We start from the raw sequence: 15,182 nt of genomic DNA, 5'->3' as shown, positions 1-15,182 counted from the left end.
TCGTTATGAAATCTGATATTTTTACCGCCCCCGTCCCGTCCGCGCCCCGTTCCAATGTAACGTCTTTGTGTCTTGGATGCCTATTGCTATTGGTCGCTGGCTGTACACATGTTCCGTTCGAAAAAAACCACACGCCAACTTCGGCTACGGACATTTTGGGCTCAAGCAGGGTCACACGCGTTGCCACGCAAGAGACCCTTGAGAGCGGCGGGAAAACGACATTGATTCCCTTGGTTTCAGGAAACGACGCTCTTGGCGCACGCTTGCGTCTCATTGAAGCCGCGGAGCACACGCTAGACATTCAATATTTCCTGATTAAACCTGACCTCGCAGGCGGTATTTTTGCGCGTGCTTTGATTGATGCCGCGGAACGCGGGGTGCGGGTGCGATTCCTATTGGATGACGTTTTCACCTCCGCGACCGACGATCAAATTGCGCTTTTGAATGATCATGAGAACATTGAAATGCGCTTATTCAACCCCCTTTCACGCAACGCCACAAAAGGCGCGAATTTCCTACTCGATTTCAATCGCGTCAATCGGCGCATGCACAACAAAACGCTAACGGCGGACAATGCGGCCTCCATCGTGGGCGGGCGTAACATTGCGGACGAGTATTTTGAGATCAACTCAGACTCGGAATTTGCCGATTTTGACATATTTGTCATGGGGCCTGTCACAAAAGACGTTGCAAAATCCTTCGACGTTTATTGGAATGACCCGCACTCCGTCCCGATGGAAAACTTCCAAGAACTAGGCCTCAAGGTGGACAAAGAAAGCTTACAGCAGGACCTTCGTGGCCGTGCGGATCAAGCCGAGAAAGATCTCTATGCCAAAGCCATGAGTTCGGAGTTTCTTGCTCAGGTGTTGGACGGGACAATCCAACCCCTTCGCGGCGACGCATGGGTTGTAACCGATACCCCGCAAAAAACACGCAATGCGGTCAAAGTAGGCCCTCGGACGCTTTCCGACGAACTTAAACAGCAAATACTTTCGGCAAAATCGGACGTCATTTTGATGTCGCCCTACTTCGTGCCACGCCCGTCGGACCTCGCGATGTTTAAAGCACTCAGCCGTGCAGGACGACGGGTGGTGATCCTGACCAATTCCTTGGCAGCGACCAATCATGCCTATGTGCACGGTGGGTATGCTCCGAGCCGCAAAGGGCTTTTGGAGGCAGGTGTTGAGCTTTATGAAATCCGCGCGGATGCGTTACAAGCTTTGGGGCAACTTCCCCCAGACAGCGACGTGGTACTCACGATGCACACCAAAGCGGCCGTTTTTGATGCCACTACCCTTTTTGTTGGCTCGCTGAATTATGATCCCCGTTCGATCGAAATCAACACCGAATTTGGCATGTTTATCGACTCGCCAGAGCTTGCGAAACGCTTTCAAACTGGGGTCCTCAAATACATCGAAACCCATGCCTATAAACTGTCGTTAGACCCCAAAGGCAACATCCTTTGGACGATCGCCACGCCGCAGGGCATCGACGTGGAAACTTCCGAACCCGGGGCGAGTTTCTCGAAAAAGACCATCGCAAATATCACCAAATTTCTGCCGGTTAAGGGACAACTCTAGGGCGGTCGCGGGAATAGCTTTCATCTGCGGGGAAATTTTGTAGACTGAGGCGACTCTTGCCGTTGCCTCAGTCTACGGCCCTTACATTTCTGGATTTCACGCATGCCCCACGATCATTCGGATCACGCCCACAGCCACCTGCCCTCGGATCCTGAGTTGCGGGTGCGCGCGCTCGAAAGCTTGCTGGTGGATAAGGGATTGGTTGATCCTGCGACGTTGAATGCACTGATTGATACCTATGAGAATAAAATCGGGCCGCGCAATGGAGCGCAGGTTGTGGCGCGCGCATGGGTCGACGCGACCTATCACGCGCGCCTCATGGAGGACGCCACCGCCGCCATTGCCGAGTTGGGCTTCATGGGGCGACAGGGCGAGCACATGGTGGCCGTGCAAAACACGCCAACCCAGCACAACCTCGTCGTTTGTACCCTCTGTAGTTGCTACCCGTGGCCGATCCTTGGCATCCCGCCGACGTGGTATAAATCCGACGCCTATCGCAGCCGCGCCATTCGCGAACCTCGCGCCGTTTTGGCCGAATTCGGGGTGGAGTTGAGCGATGGCCAATCCGTCCGCGTTTGGGACTCCACCGCCGAAGTGCGCTATTTGGTGGTGCCAATGCGCCCAGAAGGAACGCAGGACCTCTCGGAAAACGATCTCGCAGACCTGATCTCGCGCAACGCAATGATCGGCACCGATTTGGTCAAGGCGCCCAGCGCGTGAGCCGCGGGCATGATATGGGCGGGCGCTTTGGCGACGGCCCTATCCCCGAAAAGGACGATAGCGAGGTTTTCCACACCGATTGGGAGGCCCGCGCCCTTGCCCTCAACCTCGCTTGTGGCGCTCTTGGCGCGTGGAACATCGACGCCAGCCGCCACGCACGGGAATGTTTAACCCCCAAAGATTACGCGGGATTTTCCTATTACGAAAAATGGCTCGGCGGTTTGACGGATATCCTTGTCGACCGTGACCTCCTCACAATGGAGGATTTGGACAGCCCTCCCGCGGGCCCAGCGCACAGGCCTGATCCACGCGCTCTTAAGCCCGAAAACGTAGACCGCGCGATGCATGCGCAAGGCTCATATATGCGGCCGGAAGGCCCCCAAGCCAAGTTCAAGGTCGGCGATCCTGTGCGCACGGTTCCCCATGCCCAGAACACCCTCGTGAAAGGCGGCCACACCCGTCTGCCCGCCTATGCTGCGGGGCGCAACGGCACGATTGAGCGTCTGCACGGCAATCATGTCTTCCCTGACAGCAACGCGCATTTTCTCGGCCCAGCGCCGCAACCGCTTTATGCCGTGCGTTTTAGCGCGCAAGACCTTTGGGGCGCGGATGCCGAAGCCACAGGGGATGATATGGTCCTTGATCTGTGGCAAAGCTATCTACTGGAACCCAGCGAGTGAGTGCCTGCGCGCCGAACGCGCCGCCCACGCCAGAAGCCACCTTCGAGGCCCCGTGGCATGGACAGGTCTTTGCCCTCACGGTGGCGCTCAATGAATCCGGTGTCTTTGCATGGCCTGAATGGGCACAAATGTTTGGTGCGCGCCTTGCCCTTGCGGGAGCTGCGCATCCCCTAGACGGCAGCGATGACTATTACCGCGTTTGGGTGGCCACCTTGGAGGAGATGGTCGTTGCAAAAGGGATGTTTGCGCCCGACGCGCTTGAGGGAATGAGGGCGCTGTGGACGGACGCCTTTCTCTCTACCCCCCATGGCCAGCCTGTCTCGCCCAAGAAACCAGAGTAACAGCCTGCACACAGAAAGTTGTGATCAAAACCTATACCTGACTCGCATCTTCTCTTAAGGTTCAAAAATAGCTTTGTCCATTTGGAGCCCTCATGTCCTATCTGCACCGATTTACCACCCTTACCGCCTGCTTCTCGCTCGCGGCGAACGCGGCCTTTGCGTGGCCTGCCCAAACCACTGCTGACTTAAACATGCGCCAAGGTCCAACGACTGGCGCCCCCGTCATGACCACCCTCCCCCAAGGCACATCAATTGAGGTTGAGGAATGTGACGATGCCGCCGCTTGGTGTGCTGTGACGGTGGATGGGAAAACCGGATTTGTTAGTGGCAAGTATCTTACCGAAGCCGATGAGCCCAATAAATGGCCGCGCACCTTTTCCAACGACAAGGGCGCGAGTGTTACCCTTTACCAGCCGCAAGTGAATGACTGGAAGAATTTCACCAAGATGACCGCCCTTGTGGCCACCCAAGTGAAGCGCAGCAAAGACGCCGAGCCACTTTATGGGATCATCACAATTTCCGCCGATACAGTTGCAGATCGCGAGAACAACGAGATTATTGCCACTAATATTGTCATCACGGACCTCAGCTTCTCTAACCTTACGCGCGATGACATGGACGCACTTGCGCTGGGTGTGGGTAAACAACTCCCCACCGGTGAAATCACTCTCTCCCTCCCCCGTACAACGGCGAGCCTTGAGAATTTCCAATCCTTCACCGACCTTAAAGATTTGGACACCACCCCTCCCCTTATTTATGTCAGCGAAAAACCTTCGATCCTTGTGATGACAGATGGCGAGCCCCTTACGGCAACAGTCGACGGCGTTCCAGACTTGGCCTTTACCGTGAACACCAACTGGGACCTGTTCTCGATCTATGACTCGGGTAAATGGACTTTGCGCAATAACACCAGTTGGCTAGAGGCCGAGGACTTGAGCGGCCCATGGACTGATGTTGCCACCCTCCCCGAAATCTTCACCACCCTCCCTGACGATGGCAACTGGGATGACGCGCGGCGCGCTGTGGCAGAGGGCCTCACTCCCAGTGATCCACTCCCCGAAGTCTTCTATTCCAACGTCCCCACCGAATTGATCACCATGGATGGTCCGCCCAACAAGGAGCCCGTCAGCGGCACCAAGCTGGAATGGGTCAGCAACACACAGTTTGATTTGTTTTACCACACGGTTGAGGCGCAATGGTACTTCCTCACCTCTGGCCGTTGGTTCCGCAATAAGGATCTGAACGGCGACGATTGGACCTTTGCCTCGGGCGACCTTCCCGAAGATTTCCGCAACATTCCCGATGACGCCCCCTATTACGCGGTGCGCTCCTCTGTACCCGGCACCCCCGAAAGCGAAGAAGCGCGCCTGCTTGCGAGCATCCCGGAGATCGCCGCCGTAGACCATGCCTCGGTCAAAGCGGATGTCTCCTATGCGGGCGACCCTGAGTTCACCCCCATCAAGGGCACCGAGATGAGCTATGCCCTCAACAGCAACGAGACCGTGATTAAGGTTGGCGATGTATATTACACTGTGATCGATGGCATCTGGTTCAAAGGCGACAGCCCGCAAGGACCGTTTGAAGTTGCGACCTCGGTGCCAGACGTCATCTATACCATCCCCGCAACCGAACCCGTGCACAACGTCACTTACGTTACGGTGGTCGATTCCACGCCGACAACGACCTACTTTGGCGTTACGGCGGGGTACTTCTTTGGCTATTACGCTTGGGGCAGCATCTTCTATGGCCCCGGTTGGAACTACCCCCCTTATTGGTCTGGACCCGGTTATCGCCCCCCAGGCTTCCGCCCTCCCTACATTCGCCCTCCTGGCTATCGTCCCCCCGGCTTCCGTCCCCCCCTTGTGCGTCCCCCGATTGCCGTGCGCCCCCCCGCGTTCTATCCGCGTCCTGTGACCTATGGCATCGGCGGCTATTATGATCCCAAGCGCGGCCAATTCGGGCGCTATGGTGACAACTACGGCCCTGATCGCGGCTTGCCCAATGCGCCCAAGATTATCAACAAAGACGGTAATTTCGTGCGCAACCAACACATAACGCCCAAGGCTCAACCCCTTGGCGCGAGCCGTCCCTTCGTTTCGGCGACCAACCCACGCCTGTCTACCGCACAACTTGGAAGCGCGGCCGCTTCTGTGGGCGCTGGACGTGCCTTTAACTCGTGGAAAGGCAATAGCGGCGTCCTAAAAGGCAGCCCTGCTGCGCACCAACTCGCAGACAATCGCCTCGGCGCTTTGGCAGGCAACAAGGTGAATGGCACCCAAGACCTCAAATGGGCCGCAGGCGCCAAAGACGCCGTTCTTAGCAATGGTAAGGCTGGTGATCTGTTTGCGGGCAAAGACGGCGGTGTCTATCGTCAAAACAACGGCAAATGGGAGCGCAACGACGGTGGCGGCAAATGGCAAGGGGTCCAACAACCCAAAGCACTGCCGCAAATCAATCGCCCCGCACAACTCCCCGCTGCAGGCACAACCCGCCCCGCGCAACTGCCAGCCACAGGCATCAATCGCCCAACCCAACTGCCCGCAAACGTAGGCTCGGCCTATCAAAACCGTCAAACGGGCAACCAACGCCAAATCCAAAACCGCAACATTCAACGCCCCATCGGCGGCATTCAATCCCGCCCCTCGGGCGGCGGACGTATGGGTGGCGGCGGTGGCCGTATGGGCGGTGGTCGCAGGTAGCAAAATGGGGGCGTATTGCCCCCACCATCTAGTACCAAAAAAAAGGCCCCGCGATGGGGCCTTTTTCACGTCAGCACTTAAACGTCTATGACGTCATCCGACCTATCCCCATAAATCCGCCGCATATCCGGTGCCTCAGTGCAATACATATGCACCCAAATATAGGCATGTTGAAACAGCGCCACCACCAGCGCATTCCACGACCCACAGATCAGCGCAATCCCCGTCAGGCCAAGGAACACAACGCTATACATGCCGTTATCGACGTATTTAAAGATCCCTTTCTTCACCATCGGCATCTCGGCATATTCATCGCGGAAATGGTCGCCCCCAAGAGCGCGCGGCAAAGTGAAATACACAAGAACAGAATGCATGCCGTAAACCGCCGCCCCCAACAACGCGACGCCAAGAATGACTTCGAGCGTGTTATATCCCGTGATCGGTGTTCTATCGCTCAAACCCGTTAAAAGCACAGCCAAAGGGCGCGCGATCAACAACGGAAGGAATATCCCCGCCCAGACCTGCATATCCCGCTCGCCAAACCGCTTGCTCATCCAGTTTTTGTAAAGCTGCAGCCGAAACACACCAGCCACAAGCGCCTGATGGACAATGGCGAGGATAATGGCAATCTTGGCCCATACGATGGAATTCAGCAGCAGATACCAAGGTCCGTCCTCCACCCGTACAAGCAATGAACACGCGCCAATCGCCATAAAAGCCGCGATCGCTGCGTGCTGAAACTGGCCCTCAAATAAATCGCGAAACCTCGACTTCGCGCGAATATCTTCCAAATGTGACATGACTTCTCCTTTTTGAACGCAGTCTTTCGCACCTCCTGAGCGGATGGCAAGTGTTTTTCCAGTTTTGCTCCCTTACGCAAGACTGAAAGGAGCGCAATTTGGGTTGTATAGGTCGCGATAAAAGTTAGGCTTTCGTTGGAACATCGGAGGGGGGAACATGGAGCAAAAAGCCAGAATTTGTGTTGTGGGAGCGGGGCTTGTTGGTAAACAACACCTCAACGCACTCACCCACACCCAAGACGCTATGCTTGTCGCGCTGGTGGAACCCAATTCCGAGGGGGCCAAGCTTGCTGCCACCTATAGCGTCCCGCATTTCACCACCCTTGAGGCGATGTTTGCCGCCACAGAGGTGGATGGGGTTATCCTTGCCACGCCAACGCCGTTGCATGTGGAGCAAGGGCTTATGTGCATCGAGCACAATTGCGCGGTCCTTGTAGAAAAACCCCTCGCCGTCACCGCAAAGGAAGCGGAAAAGCTGGTTCAAGCGGCGCAGGCAAACGGCGTCCCCCTCCTTGTTGGCCACCATCGACGCTACAACCCGATTATCCAAAAAGCAGCCTCCCTCATATCTGAAGGCGTCATCGGCGACATCCGAAGCCTGCAAGCCACCTGCTGGCTATACAAACCCGACGACTATTTCGACGTTGCCCCGTGGCGAACCCAAAAAGGGGCGGGGCCGATTTCGGTCAACCTCGCACATGACGTTGATCTCATGCGCCACCTCTGTGGCGACATCATAACCGTACAGGCCCAAGCCGCCCCCTCTCGACGCGGACACGATAATGAGGACGTCGCCGCCGCAGTGCTTGGGTTCGCCGATGGGGCCATTGGCACCCTCACCGTGTCCGACGCCATCGCCGCCCCTTGGAGTTGGGAACTTACGGCGGGCGAAAACCCCGCTTACCCCGCAACGAACCAATCCTGTTATCACTTCGGTGGCTCAAAAGGGGCGATGTCCCTACCCGACCTCACGGTCTGGACCCACGACGCGCCGCAAAGCTGGTGGTCGCCCATCCGTGCAGCCTCCTTCCCCTGCGCCACGTCCGCACCATTGGTTAATCAAATCGAACACTTCACGGCGGTCATCAAGGGGCGCGCGTCCCCGTTGGTCTCAGGCGAAGAAGGCCTCAAAACCATGCATGTTTTGGAAGCCATTCAAACCGCCTGTGACACAGGGCAAACCGTCCACATCCCGCGCTAATCTGCTTGCTTGATCGTCTCAAGGATCAACATCGTGGTTGTGTCCGAAACGCAGGGGATTTTCTTAAGTTTGGCCAAGACAAAATCTTTGAGTTCCTCAACATCCCGCGCACGGGCCTTCAGGATATAGTCCAGATTGCCCGTCACCAGCAAACATTCCGTCACCTCGGGCATCCGCTTCACCGCCGCGAGAAATTCTTCAATATCTGCAGGGCCTTGGCGGGACAAACGAATGTTCACCATGACGGTCACCCCATGCCCCATCGCCGTCGGATTGATCTGGGCACTATAGCCAGTGATAACGCCGCTGGTCTCAAGGCGACGCACGCGGCGACTGCAGGGCGTGGGCGAAAGCCCCACCCGTTGCGCCAAATCAAGGTTCGAAATCCGCCCTTCTTGGCGCAAAACCCGCAGAATCCGGTGATCCGTGACGTCCAGTTCAATTTTGGTCATATTAGCTACGTATTCCCTATATTTTAGCCAATCCTTGCGGAACTATAGGGAATAGCATGGATGTTTGCACGGATTCTCTCCCCAATACCCCCTAAACTGCACGCACGGCGAAACCAAGGAATCCACCATGTCCATTTTTGAACACCCAGAATTCGATAACCACGAAAAGGTGTTGTTTTGTAACGACCCCGCCGTTGGTTTGCGTGCGATCATCGCCATTCACTCGACCGCACTTGGGCCTGCTGCGGGGGGCTGTCGGATGCACGCCTACGCAAGCGAGGACGCAGCACTCACGGATGTTTTGCGCCTGTCCAAAGGCATGAGTTACAAAAACGCGGTGGCCGATTTGCCCTTGGGCGGCGGAAAATGCGTGATCATTGCAGACCCCGCGCGCGCCGACAAAGCCGACCTTTTGCGCGCCTTCTCCAGACATGTTCAGGACCTTGGTGGCCTGTATTGGACCGCAATCGACGTCGGAGTTGGCCCCAAAGACGCCGATATTTTGGCCGAAAACTGCGACTATATTTTCTGCCGCGCCGAGCAATACGAAGAGGGCTTCAACCCGTCTTCCTTCACAGCCCTTGGTGGCTTCACAGGTATTCGCGCCGCGGCAAAGCACGTGTGGGACCGAAATGAACTAACTGGTTTACGCGTGGCAATTCAAGGTCTTGGCGGCACGGGTGCCGACCTCGCGCGCCAATTACACGCCGCCGGAGCAGAACTTATTGTGGCCGACGTCCGCGACGAGGTCGTTCAGGATGTCGTCGCAAAATATGGCGCCACCGCCGTTTCCCCCGACCGCATCCATGCCCAAGACGTCGATATCTTTGCGCCCTGTGCGATGGGGGCCGTTGTGAAAGCGACAACCCTTCCAGAAATCAAAGCAAAGGTCATATGTGGCCTCGCCAACAACCAGCTTGCCGAACCAAAATTCGGCCGCGCGTTGCAAGAACGCGGTATCACATATGTGCCCGACTATGTGGTGAACGCGGGCGGTGTCATGGGGGGCTCAACAGTGATCTTCTCAACTCCGTCGCGCGAGGCCGATGTGGCGCGGATCACCGGCCTGTACCACACAATCCTCGACATTTTGAAACGCGCGGATGACGCGCACCTCCCCAGTTCAGAAGTTGCCGACGACATTGCCCTCGCCAAAATCGCCGCTGCGCGCCCAAAGGCGTGAACCGTTTCGAAAACCAACCTCCCCGCCCGTCAATTGCGCGGGGAGTTAAACAGAGGCCCGCATTTTAAAGCCTCGCTTTCGCAGTTCCGTCCGATAAAAGGCTGATTGGGCATCGTCCTCTTGCAGAAAATCTGGAGCACCAACCTTGTGAACGCGCGCTGTATTATAGCTATCAGCTTGCCACCAATGCGGGTCGGCACGCATCCTTTCTGCTTGGTCCTCGTCGAGAAACTCAAGGAGGGCTTTGTTGTGTTGCAGGTGGTGCCGTATGATGCTCTGAACTTGATTTGCACTCAAACACCACGGTTTTTCACTATTTTCTACCTTCAATTTTGCCAAGATCAACGCCACTTTTGAGTCGTGAATGTCTTTGCGCAAACCACGATTATTCAACAGAAACTTGATGGCTGAAATATCCAGAGATCGGTTCTCGATTTCGGCTGCTTCGACGGGCGCATCACACCCAATAGCTTCAAAAAACTGCGCCACAACATTCCCGTTGGCAAGGGCAACGTTGAGGTTAGATATCTGATCGATCATCCGAAGGTTTTTTAATCGTTTCAACCAATTGCAGCCTTCTCTGGCGGCGGGAAACCATGCGGAAAAATCCTTCTGATACGGAAACTCTTCCCATAGGCCCCATTGCCACCAGGCACTATTTATCCATTCGACTTGAGGGCGCACGTATACGAAAACCTGACATTTCAACCCCAGGTGTTGAAAAATTTCGGGACCGAGATGGCGCGATAACAAGGAAAAATTCCCCTCGTTGGAGATAATAGGCACCTCGTTTCGTGCCCGCATTTGCGCAAATAATTTACGAATACGCGCAATCGATCTTGCGTTGGGATGCCAGCTTCCGTCTTGGTTTTGGGTCAGGATTATTTCGTCAAAGCGGGCCGATTGAAGATACGCGCGGCGCGTGGTTTTCATAATGAGTTTAATCGCAAGCCCGCCAAGGATTTGTTCTCGACGTAGGACAATATACCGATAGGTCACCCCCGCGCGGGACGTAAAAGTCGGCCTCAATGATAGCGCGCGTTGCAAGCTGGAACTGCCGCATTTGGGCGCACCTATATGCAGGATTGGGTCTAGATTTCGATCCATGCTGTACAAAACTCACTCGAATTTGATCGGTGCGCGCCAACGGGCGACACGGGATGGCCCAAACGGACACGCTTTGGTATAGAGCTTCACCCCACGGATTTTAAGCACCAATTTTCACGCGTTCTCCCTGCCAATTTTGGCGGTGATTTACATACTCACGGGTTTTTCGCATCCGCGCAAATCAGACAAGCCATCAATCACTTCTTGCGCTGTCTTCTCAATTGCATGATCGATCAACCCCTCAGGATTTTGCATGACATTTCCGACATTCCCTTTTAATGCAACGAGTTGATTATTTAAAATGTCCACTTTGGCACTGAGGGCACTGGCACGTTCCTCGGTGAATGAATTTGGCGTCTGCGTGAATGCCGCAAGCTCACCCCGCAATTCCGCCGCGTCCTGTGAGAGGGAAATCACAGCATCCCGAAGCGGGGCCACTTGCACGAGATTTTCAGAGAAAGTTTGTGTCAGACCATCAACGGCCTTCACGACGCGCAATTCCAAAAAGAGGCAAACGGCCGCGAGGAGCAACGTCGCATTGAGCAGCGCAAGCAAAAGGTGACCGACCGTACGGCCAAGGCGAGATGCGGTAATCTTCATTCACTAACGTCCTTGTGTGGCAATTTTAATGCGCGGCAAAACCTTTCTAAAACAAGAAGGTATCGCCAGAAACCGATTTTGCAAGACATACCGCGCAACAAGTCCTCTGGCCCTCGTAATTTCCGGTCCTGGGCGGCAGCGGCGATATTGGAAGCCGCCCCCATGCCCGCCTCATTTGAGAACAAACCGCCCTTGAGATAATGAGCCACAGCAATTCCGGCACTTGAGGGAGGTTCAAAGCCATGACGATGATGGCCACAATCAGATAAGCCCCCACCATAATTGGCACCAAAAACTGGGCCACTCGTATCCCGTCAAAAATCACGACACCCGCCGCGGCGGCGACCAGAGCGCCGACGACTCACTTGGGGATTCCAATCAATCCGCTGAAGGATTCCGCGATTGAATTCGATTGAACTGCCACGAAAATCATTCCCGAGCTTATAATTAAACAGACAGAAAAAACCGCGCCCGGTCCCCCAAGCGTAAGAGCAACCGCGACGCCCGCAGGGTTGCATGTTCCAACGCGCGACGCCAAACTTACCGATAGGGCTTGAAACGGGGTGATCCCATACGAATCCGCCGCGGGCCGCGCCACAACCAACCACACCATTTCGCCAAAATGCCGGAGCTGAATCCCGCCCAATCGAAGGGTGAAAAACAGCCCCGCACCCAACAACCCATAAATCAAAACGTAATTCCAGAGGATGGCATTCAAGCCATCAATAATCGTGTTCATTTTGCTTGCCACAAAAAATTTAGAAATGAATTCTGTTAAATATTTAAAAAACTATCTGGGGTTTTCAAATCGTTGGCTCCGCTTCATGCCTATTTAACTTGAGGTCGCGCGTGATGGGAAATTGTATGCATACTTAAAGGCGACTAAAATAATCGGGTTTGACAAATCCAACTAAATCACTCAGATATCTGCGCACTGGCACTTTCCCAGACAAATGGATTCGACAGCGAGGACAGACTTCCAATGAAACGCGCACTTATTTCCACACTTTCCCTAAGTTGCATGCTAGCGGCCCCCGCATGGGCCGGCGACAAAACCGCAACCCTAAACACCTATGCTGATATCGCTCAGGCGACATATGAAGACAGTTTAATCACTGCCCAAAGCTTGCAAGTTGCAATCGACGCATTGGTCGCAGCCCCTTCTGCGGAAACTTTGAACGCCGCCCGCAAAGCATGGCTCAGCGCCCGCGTCCCCTATCAACAATCTGAGGTCTTTCGCTTTGGCAACGCCATCGTCGACGATTGGGAAGGCAAAGTGAATGCTTGGCCGCTTGACGAAGGTTTGATCGACTATGTAAGCGACGCCTATGGCCAGCCCACTGACGAAAACACCCTTGCCGTATTGAACGTCATCGCGAACCCGAGCTTCCTCCTATCCGGCACTGAAATTGATGCCTCGTCCATTACGCCAGACTTTCTGGCCGCAACCCTGCACGAAGCAGACGGCGTTGAGTCAAATGTCGCCACGGGATACCACGCCATCGAGTTTTTGCTCTGGGGCCAAGACTTGAATGGCCACGGTTTGGGTGCGGGCAATCGTCCCTGGACAAATTACGCCACGGGCGAAGATTGCACCAACGGAAACTGCGATCGCCGCGCGGAATATTTGCAAGCGGCCGTTGCGCTTTTGGTATCCGATCTCGATTGGATGACCGCGCAATGGGGCTCCGAGGGCGAGGCCCGTGCAACCCTTTCAACCAATGAGGGCACGGGAATTGTCGCGATGTTGACAGGCATGGGGTCGCTTTCCTATGGCGAACAAGCCGGCGAACGGATGCGCCTTGGGCTGATGCTCAACGACCCAGAAGAGGAGCATGATTGCTTCTCTGACAACACCCACAACAGCCACTATTACGACGGATTGGGCGTTCAAAATGTCTATTTGGGCGAGTATGTGCGTGTTGATGGCTCCCTCGTTTCGGGCGCATCCCTTTCGGACCTCGTGGTCGAAGCGGACCCAGCCCTCGACGCTGAAATGCAGGCAAAACTCTCGGTAACCATGCGAAATTTAGGTCGGATCAAGACCGCCGCTGAGGCTGGCTTTGCTTATGACCAGATGTTGGAGCGCGGCAATCTTGCCGGTGAAGCTTTGGTCATGGGCGGCGTGAATAGCTTGATTGATCAAACCAAAACGATTGAGCGCATCGTCACGACCCTCGGGCTAAACCATATCGAATTCGAAGGCTCCGACAGCCTCGATAGTCCCGCCGCTGTCTTCCAGTAAACCCTACCAAAAAGCGGCGTCCGTCACGAACGGGCGTCGCGCAGTAATATTGAATGGTCCCGCTATGCTTGCCAGACTTGCCGTCTCCGCCTTGATCCTTTCCGTTTCGTCCGCGACCGCCCAAGAGCTTGGCGATCCGCACCTCAACGTGATCCCCCGCACCGCAAAAGAAGCGGCCCGTATCGCAGCAGTTACGGCGCCGACTCAAGATTTCTCCACCGCCAGCGCGTTTGAGGAACAGGCTGCAGGGGCCGCCACCGTGCGCGTGCATAACAATGCGGATGCGTTTTCGCAACCTTCCGCGAACATCGGATTTGACGGCGAACTCAATTTCAAAGTCGGCAACGGATTGTTTCGCAAACTCTGGGTCTCGTCGCCCTCCTCTACTTTGGCCTCCGACGGTCTTGGCCCGCTTTACAACGCGCGCTCCTGTCAAAGTTGCCACATAAAAGACGGACGGGGACATGCGCCCGAAAACGCCGACGAAACTGCGATTTCCCTCTTTCTGCGCGTCTCTATTCCGGGGGCATCTACGGATGGCATCGCAGGAATCGAAGATTATTTGGCGACCCTGCCTGACCCAACCTATGGCACCCAGCTTCAGAATTTCAGCCTCGCGGGGCATCAGGCCGAATACCGCTTGCAAATCGATTATGAAGAACAGGAAGTCGCCCTTTCGGACGGCGAGACCGCCTCTTTGCGCGTTCCAACCTACACGGCGGCCGACCTTGGCTATGGGCCGCTTCACCCTGACGCCATGCTCAGCCCCCGCATTGCTCCCCAAATGATCGGCTTGGGCCTGTTGGAAGCGATCCCCACAGCAGATATCCTCGCAAACACGGATCCTGACGACGCAAATGGAGACGGCATTTCTGGCCGCGCCAATGTGGTCTGGTCGATGGAATACGATCAACCCATGTTGGGGCGCTTTGGCCTAAAGGCGGGCGCGCCCACGATAAAACATCAATCTGCCGCAGCGTTTGCCGGTGATATTGGGATTTCCAGCCCGCTTTTTCCGACGCCACAGGGGGAGTGTACCGCAGCTCAAACAGCCTGCCTAGAAGCGCCAAATGGCACCGAAGGCGGTAATGAAATCGAGAACAAAGGCCTCGATCTTGTGGCCTTTTACAGCCGTAATTTGGGTGTGCCCGCGCGACGGGATGTGGACGACCCCGAAGTCTTGCGCGGAAAAGAGGTCTTTTACGACACGGGCTGCGCGTCCTGCCACACCCCCGCCTTTGTGACCCATCGTCTTGAGGATCAACCTGCACAAAGCTTCCAACTGATTTGGCCCTACAGCGACCTTCTTTTGCACGATATGGGCGAAGGTCTTGCCGACAACCGCCCCGAAGCCCGCGCAACCGGAACCGAATGGCGCACCGCACCGCTTTGGGGGATTGGATTGACCGAACGTGTTTCGGACCACACCTATTTCCTCCATGACGGTCGCGCCCGTTCCCTTCTCGAAGCTGTGCTCTGGCATGGCGGTGAGGCGCAAACAATAAAAGACCAAGTTGTCGAAATGCCCAAACAAGACCGCGATGCCCTGATCCGTTTTCTGGAGAGCCTTTAAT

At 55.6% G+C, this 15,182-nt stretch carries 14 protein-coding genes and 1 pseudogene; 9 read left to right on the top strand and 6 right to left on the bottom strand.

The genetic code is table 11. The features are described 5' to 3' along the window. The first annotated feature begins 5 nt into the window (after window positions 1–5). The 5 genes from AB9F27_RS01950 (at window position 6) to AB9F27_RS01930 (ending at window position 6,020) form a co-directional block, all read left to right on the top strand. On the top strand, window positions 6–1,580 hold the full coding sequence (locus AB9F27_RS01950) for a phospholipase D family protein (RefSeq protein WP_335584785.1): 1,575 nt from the start codon (window positions 6–8) through the stop codon (window positions 1,578–1,580). A 102-nt stretch (window positions 1,581–1,682) separates the two neighbouring features. After that, window positions 1,683–2,300, top strand: coding sequence for a nitrile hydratase subunit alpha (nthA, locus tag AB9F27_RS01945; RefSeq protein ID WP_335584784.1), 618 nt, complete (start codon window positions 1,683–1,685; stop codon window positions 2,298–2,300). After that, entirely contained in the window at window positions 2,297–2,980 is a 684-nt protein-coding gene (gene nthB / locus AB9F27_RS01940) for a nitrile hydratase subunit beta (protein ID WP_335584783.1), read from the top strand. Before nthA ends, nthB begins: the two co-directional genes overlap by 4 nt. Then, the gene (locus AB9F27_RS01935) at window positions 2,977–3,321 is read left to right on the top strand and encodes a nitrile hydratase accessory protein (RefSeq protein ID WP_335584782.1); all 345 of its coding nucleotides are present in this window, start codon (window positions 2,977–2,979) and stop codon (window positions 3,319–3,321) included. The genes nthB and AB9F27_RS01935 overlap by 4 nt, the downstream gene beginning before the upstream one ends. A gap of 92 nt (window positions 3,322–3,413) precedes the next feature. Continuing rightward, a complete protein-coding gene (locus AB9F27_RS01930; protein WP_335584781.1) occupies window positions 3,414–6,020 on the top strand; it encodes an SH3 domain-containing protein in 2,607 nt (868 codons plus the stop codon). A 77-nt stretch (window positions 6,021–6,097) separates the two neighbouring features. Here AB9F27_RS01930 and AB9F27_RS01925 read toward each other — a convergent pair whose 3' ends face one another. Beyond that, window positions 6,098–6,820 (bottom strand): methyltransferase, encoded by a 723-nt coding sequence (locus AB9F27_RS01925; RefSeq protein ID WP_335584780.1) that lies wholly within the window; start codon window positions 6,818–6,820, stop codon window positions 6,098–6,100. A gap of 157 nt (window positions 6,821–6,977) precedes the next feature. Here AB9F27_RS01925 and AB9F27_RS01920 point away from each other — a divergent pair, with 157 nt between their 5' ends. Further along, window positions 6,978–8,021, top strand: a complete 1,044-nt coding sequence (locus AB9F27_RS01920; protein WP_335584779.1) for a Gfo/Idh/MocA family oxidoreductase — start codon at window positions 6,978–6,980, stop codon at window positions 8,019–8,021. Here AB9F27_RS01920 and AB9F27_RS01915 read toward each other — a convergent pair. Further along, the gene (locus AB9F27_RS01915; protein ID WP_039001230.1) at window positions 8,018–8,473 is read right to left on the bottom strand and encodes an Lrp/AsnC family transcriptional regulator; all 456 of its coding nucleotides are present in this window, start codon (window positions 8,471–8,473) and stop codon (window positions 8,018–8,020) included. The genes AB9F27_RS01920 and AB9F27_RS01915 overlap by 4 nt on opposite strands. Window positions 8,474–8,600: 127 nt before the next feature. Between AB9F27_RS01915 and AB9F27_RS01910 the strand changes: the two genes are divergently transcribed. Continuing rightward, complete coding sequence (locus tag AB9F27_RS01910; protein ID WP_335584778.1) at window positions 8,601–9,656, top strand: Glu/Leu/Phe/Val dehydrogenase dimerization domain-containing protein; 1,056 nt, start codon at window positions 8,601–8,603, stop codon at window positions 9,654–9,656. Window positions 9,657–9,701: 45 nt separating this feature from the next. Here AB9F27_RS01910 and AB9F27_RS01905 read toward each other — a convergent pair whose 3' ends face one another. The 4 genes and pseudogenes from AB9F27_RS01905 to AB9F27_RS01890 all read right to left on the bottom strand — a co-directional run bounded on the left by AB9F27_RS01905 (window position 9,702) and on the right by AB9F27_RS01890 (window position 12,102). Continuing rightward, window positions 9,702–10,763, bottom strand: a complete 1,062-nt coding sequence (locus tag AB9F27_RS01905; protein WP_369757478.1) for a hypothetical protein — start codon at window positions 10,761–10,763, stop codon at window positions 9,702–9,704. 147 nt (window positions 10,764–10,910) lie between these two features. Then, complete coding sequence (locus AB9F27_RS01900) at window positions 10,911–11,363, bottom strand: hypothetical protein (RefSeq protein ID WP_335584776.1); 453 nt, start codon at window positions 11,361–11,363, stop codon at window positions 10,911–10,913. Next, window positions 11,360–11,712: pseudogene (locus tag AB9F27_RS01895) on the bottom strand (alanine:cation symporter family protein). Before AB9F27_RS01895 ends, AB9F27_RS01900 begins: the two are co-directional and overlap by 4 nt. A gap of 12 nt (window positions 11,713–11,724) precedes the next feature. Next, window positions 11,725–12,102 (bottom strand): alanine:cation symporter family protein, encoded by a 378-nt coding sequence (locus AB9F27_RS01890; protein WP_335584775.1) that lies wholly within the window; start codon window positions 12,100–12,102, stop codon window positions 11,725–11,727. A gap of 243 nt (window positions 12,103–12,345) precedes the next feature. Here AB9F27_RS01890 and AB9F27_RS01885 point away from each other — a divergent pair, with 243 nt between their 5' ends. After that, window positions 12,346–13,608 carry an imelysin family protein gene (locus AB9F27_RS01885; RefSeq protein ID WP_335584774.1) on the top strand — a complete coding sequence of 421 codons (1,263 nt, stop codon included), beginning with the start codon at window positions 12,346–12,348 and terminating at the stop codon, window positions 13,606–13,608. Window positions 13,609–13,672: 64 nt separating this feature from the next. Next, on the top strand, window positions 13,673–15,181 hold the full coding sequence (locus AB9F27_RS01880; protein WP_335584773.1) for a di-heme oxidoredictase family protein: 1,509 nt from the start codon (window positions 13,673–13,675) through the stop codon (window positions 15,179–15,181). Window position 15,182 lies beyond the last annotated feature (1 nt).

This window comes from Falsihalocynthiibacter sp. CO-5D18 (assembly GCF_041205445.1).
In the GTDB taxonomy this organism is placed as follows: domain Bacteria; phylum Pseudomonadota; class Alphaproteobacteria; order Rhodobacterales; family Rhodobacteraceae; genus Falsihalocynthiibacter; species Falsihalocynthiibacter arcticus.
The sequence above is the reverse complement of the archived record's forward strand: the minus strand, read 5'-3'. Positions and strand labels throughout refer to the sequence as shown.

What these genes read in the sequence shown, in the direction of transcription:
- AB9F27_RS01890 (WP_335584775.1), bottom strand. Translation starts at nt 12,102, where the DNA reads ATGAACACGATTATTGATGGCTTGAATGCCATCCTCTGGAATTACGTT.
- AB9F27_RS01930 (WP_335584781.1), top strand. Translation starts at nt 3,414, where the DNA reads ATGTCCTATCTGCACCGATTTACCACCCTTACCGCCTGCTTCTCGCTC.
- AB9F27_RS01905 (WP_369757478.1), bottom strand. Translation starts at nt 10,763, where the DNA reads ATGGATCGAAATCTAGACCCAATCCTGCATATAGGTGCGCCCAAATGC.
- AB9F27_RS01885 (WP_335584774.1), top strand. Translation starts at nt 12,346, where the DNA reads ATGAAACGCGCACTTATTTCCACACTTTCCCTAAGTTGCATGCTAGCG.
- AB9F27_RS01880 (WP_335584773.1), top strand. Translation starts at nt 13,673, where the DNA reads ATGCTTGCCAGACTTGCCGTCTCCGCCTTGATCCTTTCCGTTTCGTCC.
- AB9F27_RS01915 (WP_039001230.1), bottom strand. Translation starts at nt 8,473, where the DNA reads ATGACCAAAATTGAACTGGACGTCACGGATCACCGGATTCTGCGGGTT.
- AB9F27_RS01900 (WP_335584776.1), bottom strand. Translation starts at nt 11,363, where the DNA reads ATGAAGATTACCGCATCTCGCCTTGGCCGTACGGTCGGTCACCTTTTG.
- AB9F27_RS01910 (WP_335584778.1), top strand. Translation starts at nt 8,601, where the DNA reads ATGTCCATTTTTGAACACCCAGAATTCGATAACCACGAAAAGGTGTTG.
- AB9F27_RS01925 (WP_335584780.1), bottom strand. Translation starts at nt 6,820, where the DNA reads ATGTCACATTTGGAAGATATTCGCGCGAAGTCGAGGTTTCGCGATTTA.
- nthA (WP_335584784.1), top strand. Translation starts at nt 1,683, where the DNA reads ATGCCCCACGATCATTCGGATCACGCCCACAGCCACCTGCCCTCGGAT.
- AB9F27_RS01950 (WP_335584785.1), top strand. Translation starts at nt 6, where the DNA reads ATGAAATCTGATATTTTTACCGCCCCCGTCCCGTCCGCGCCCCGTTCC.
- AB9F27_RS01920 (WP_335584779.1), top strand. Translation starts at nt 6,978, where the DNA reads ATGGAGCAAAAAGCCAGAATTTGTGTTGTGGGAGCGGGGCTTGTTGGT.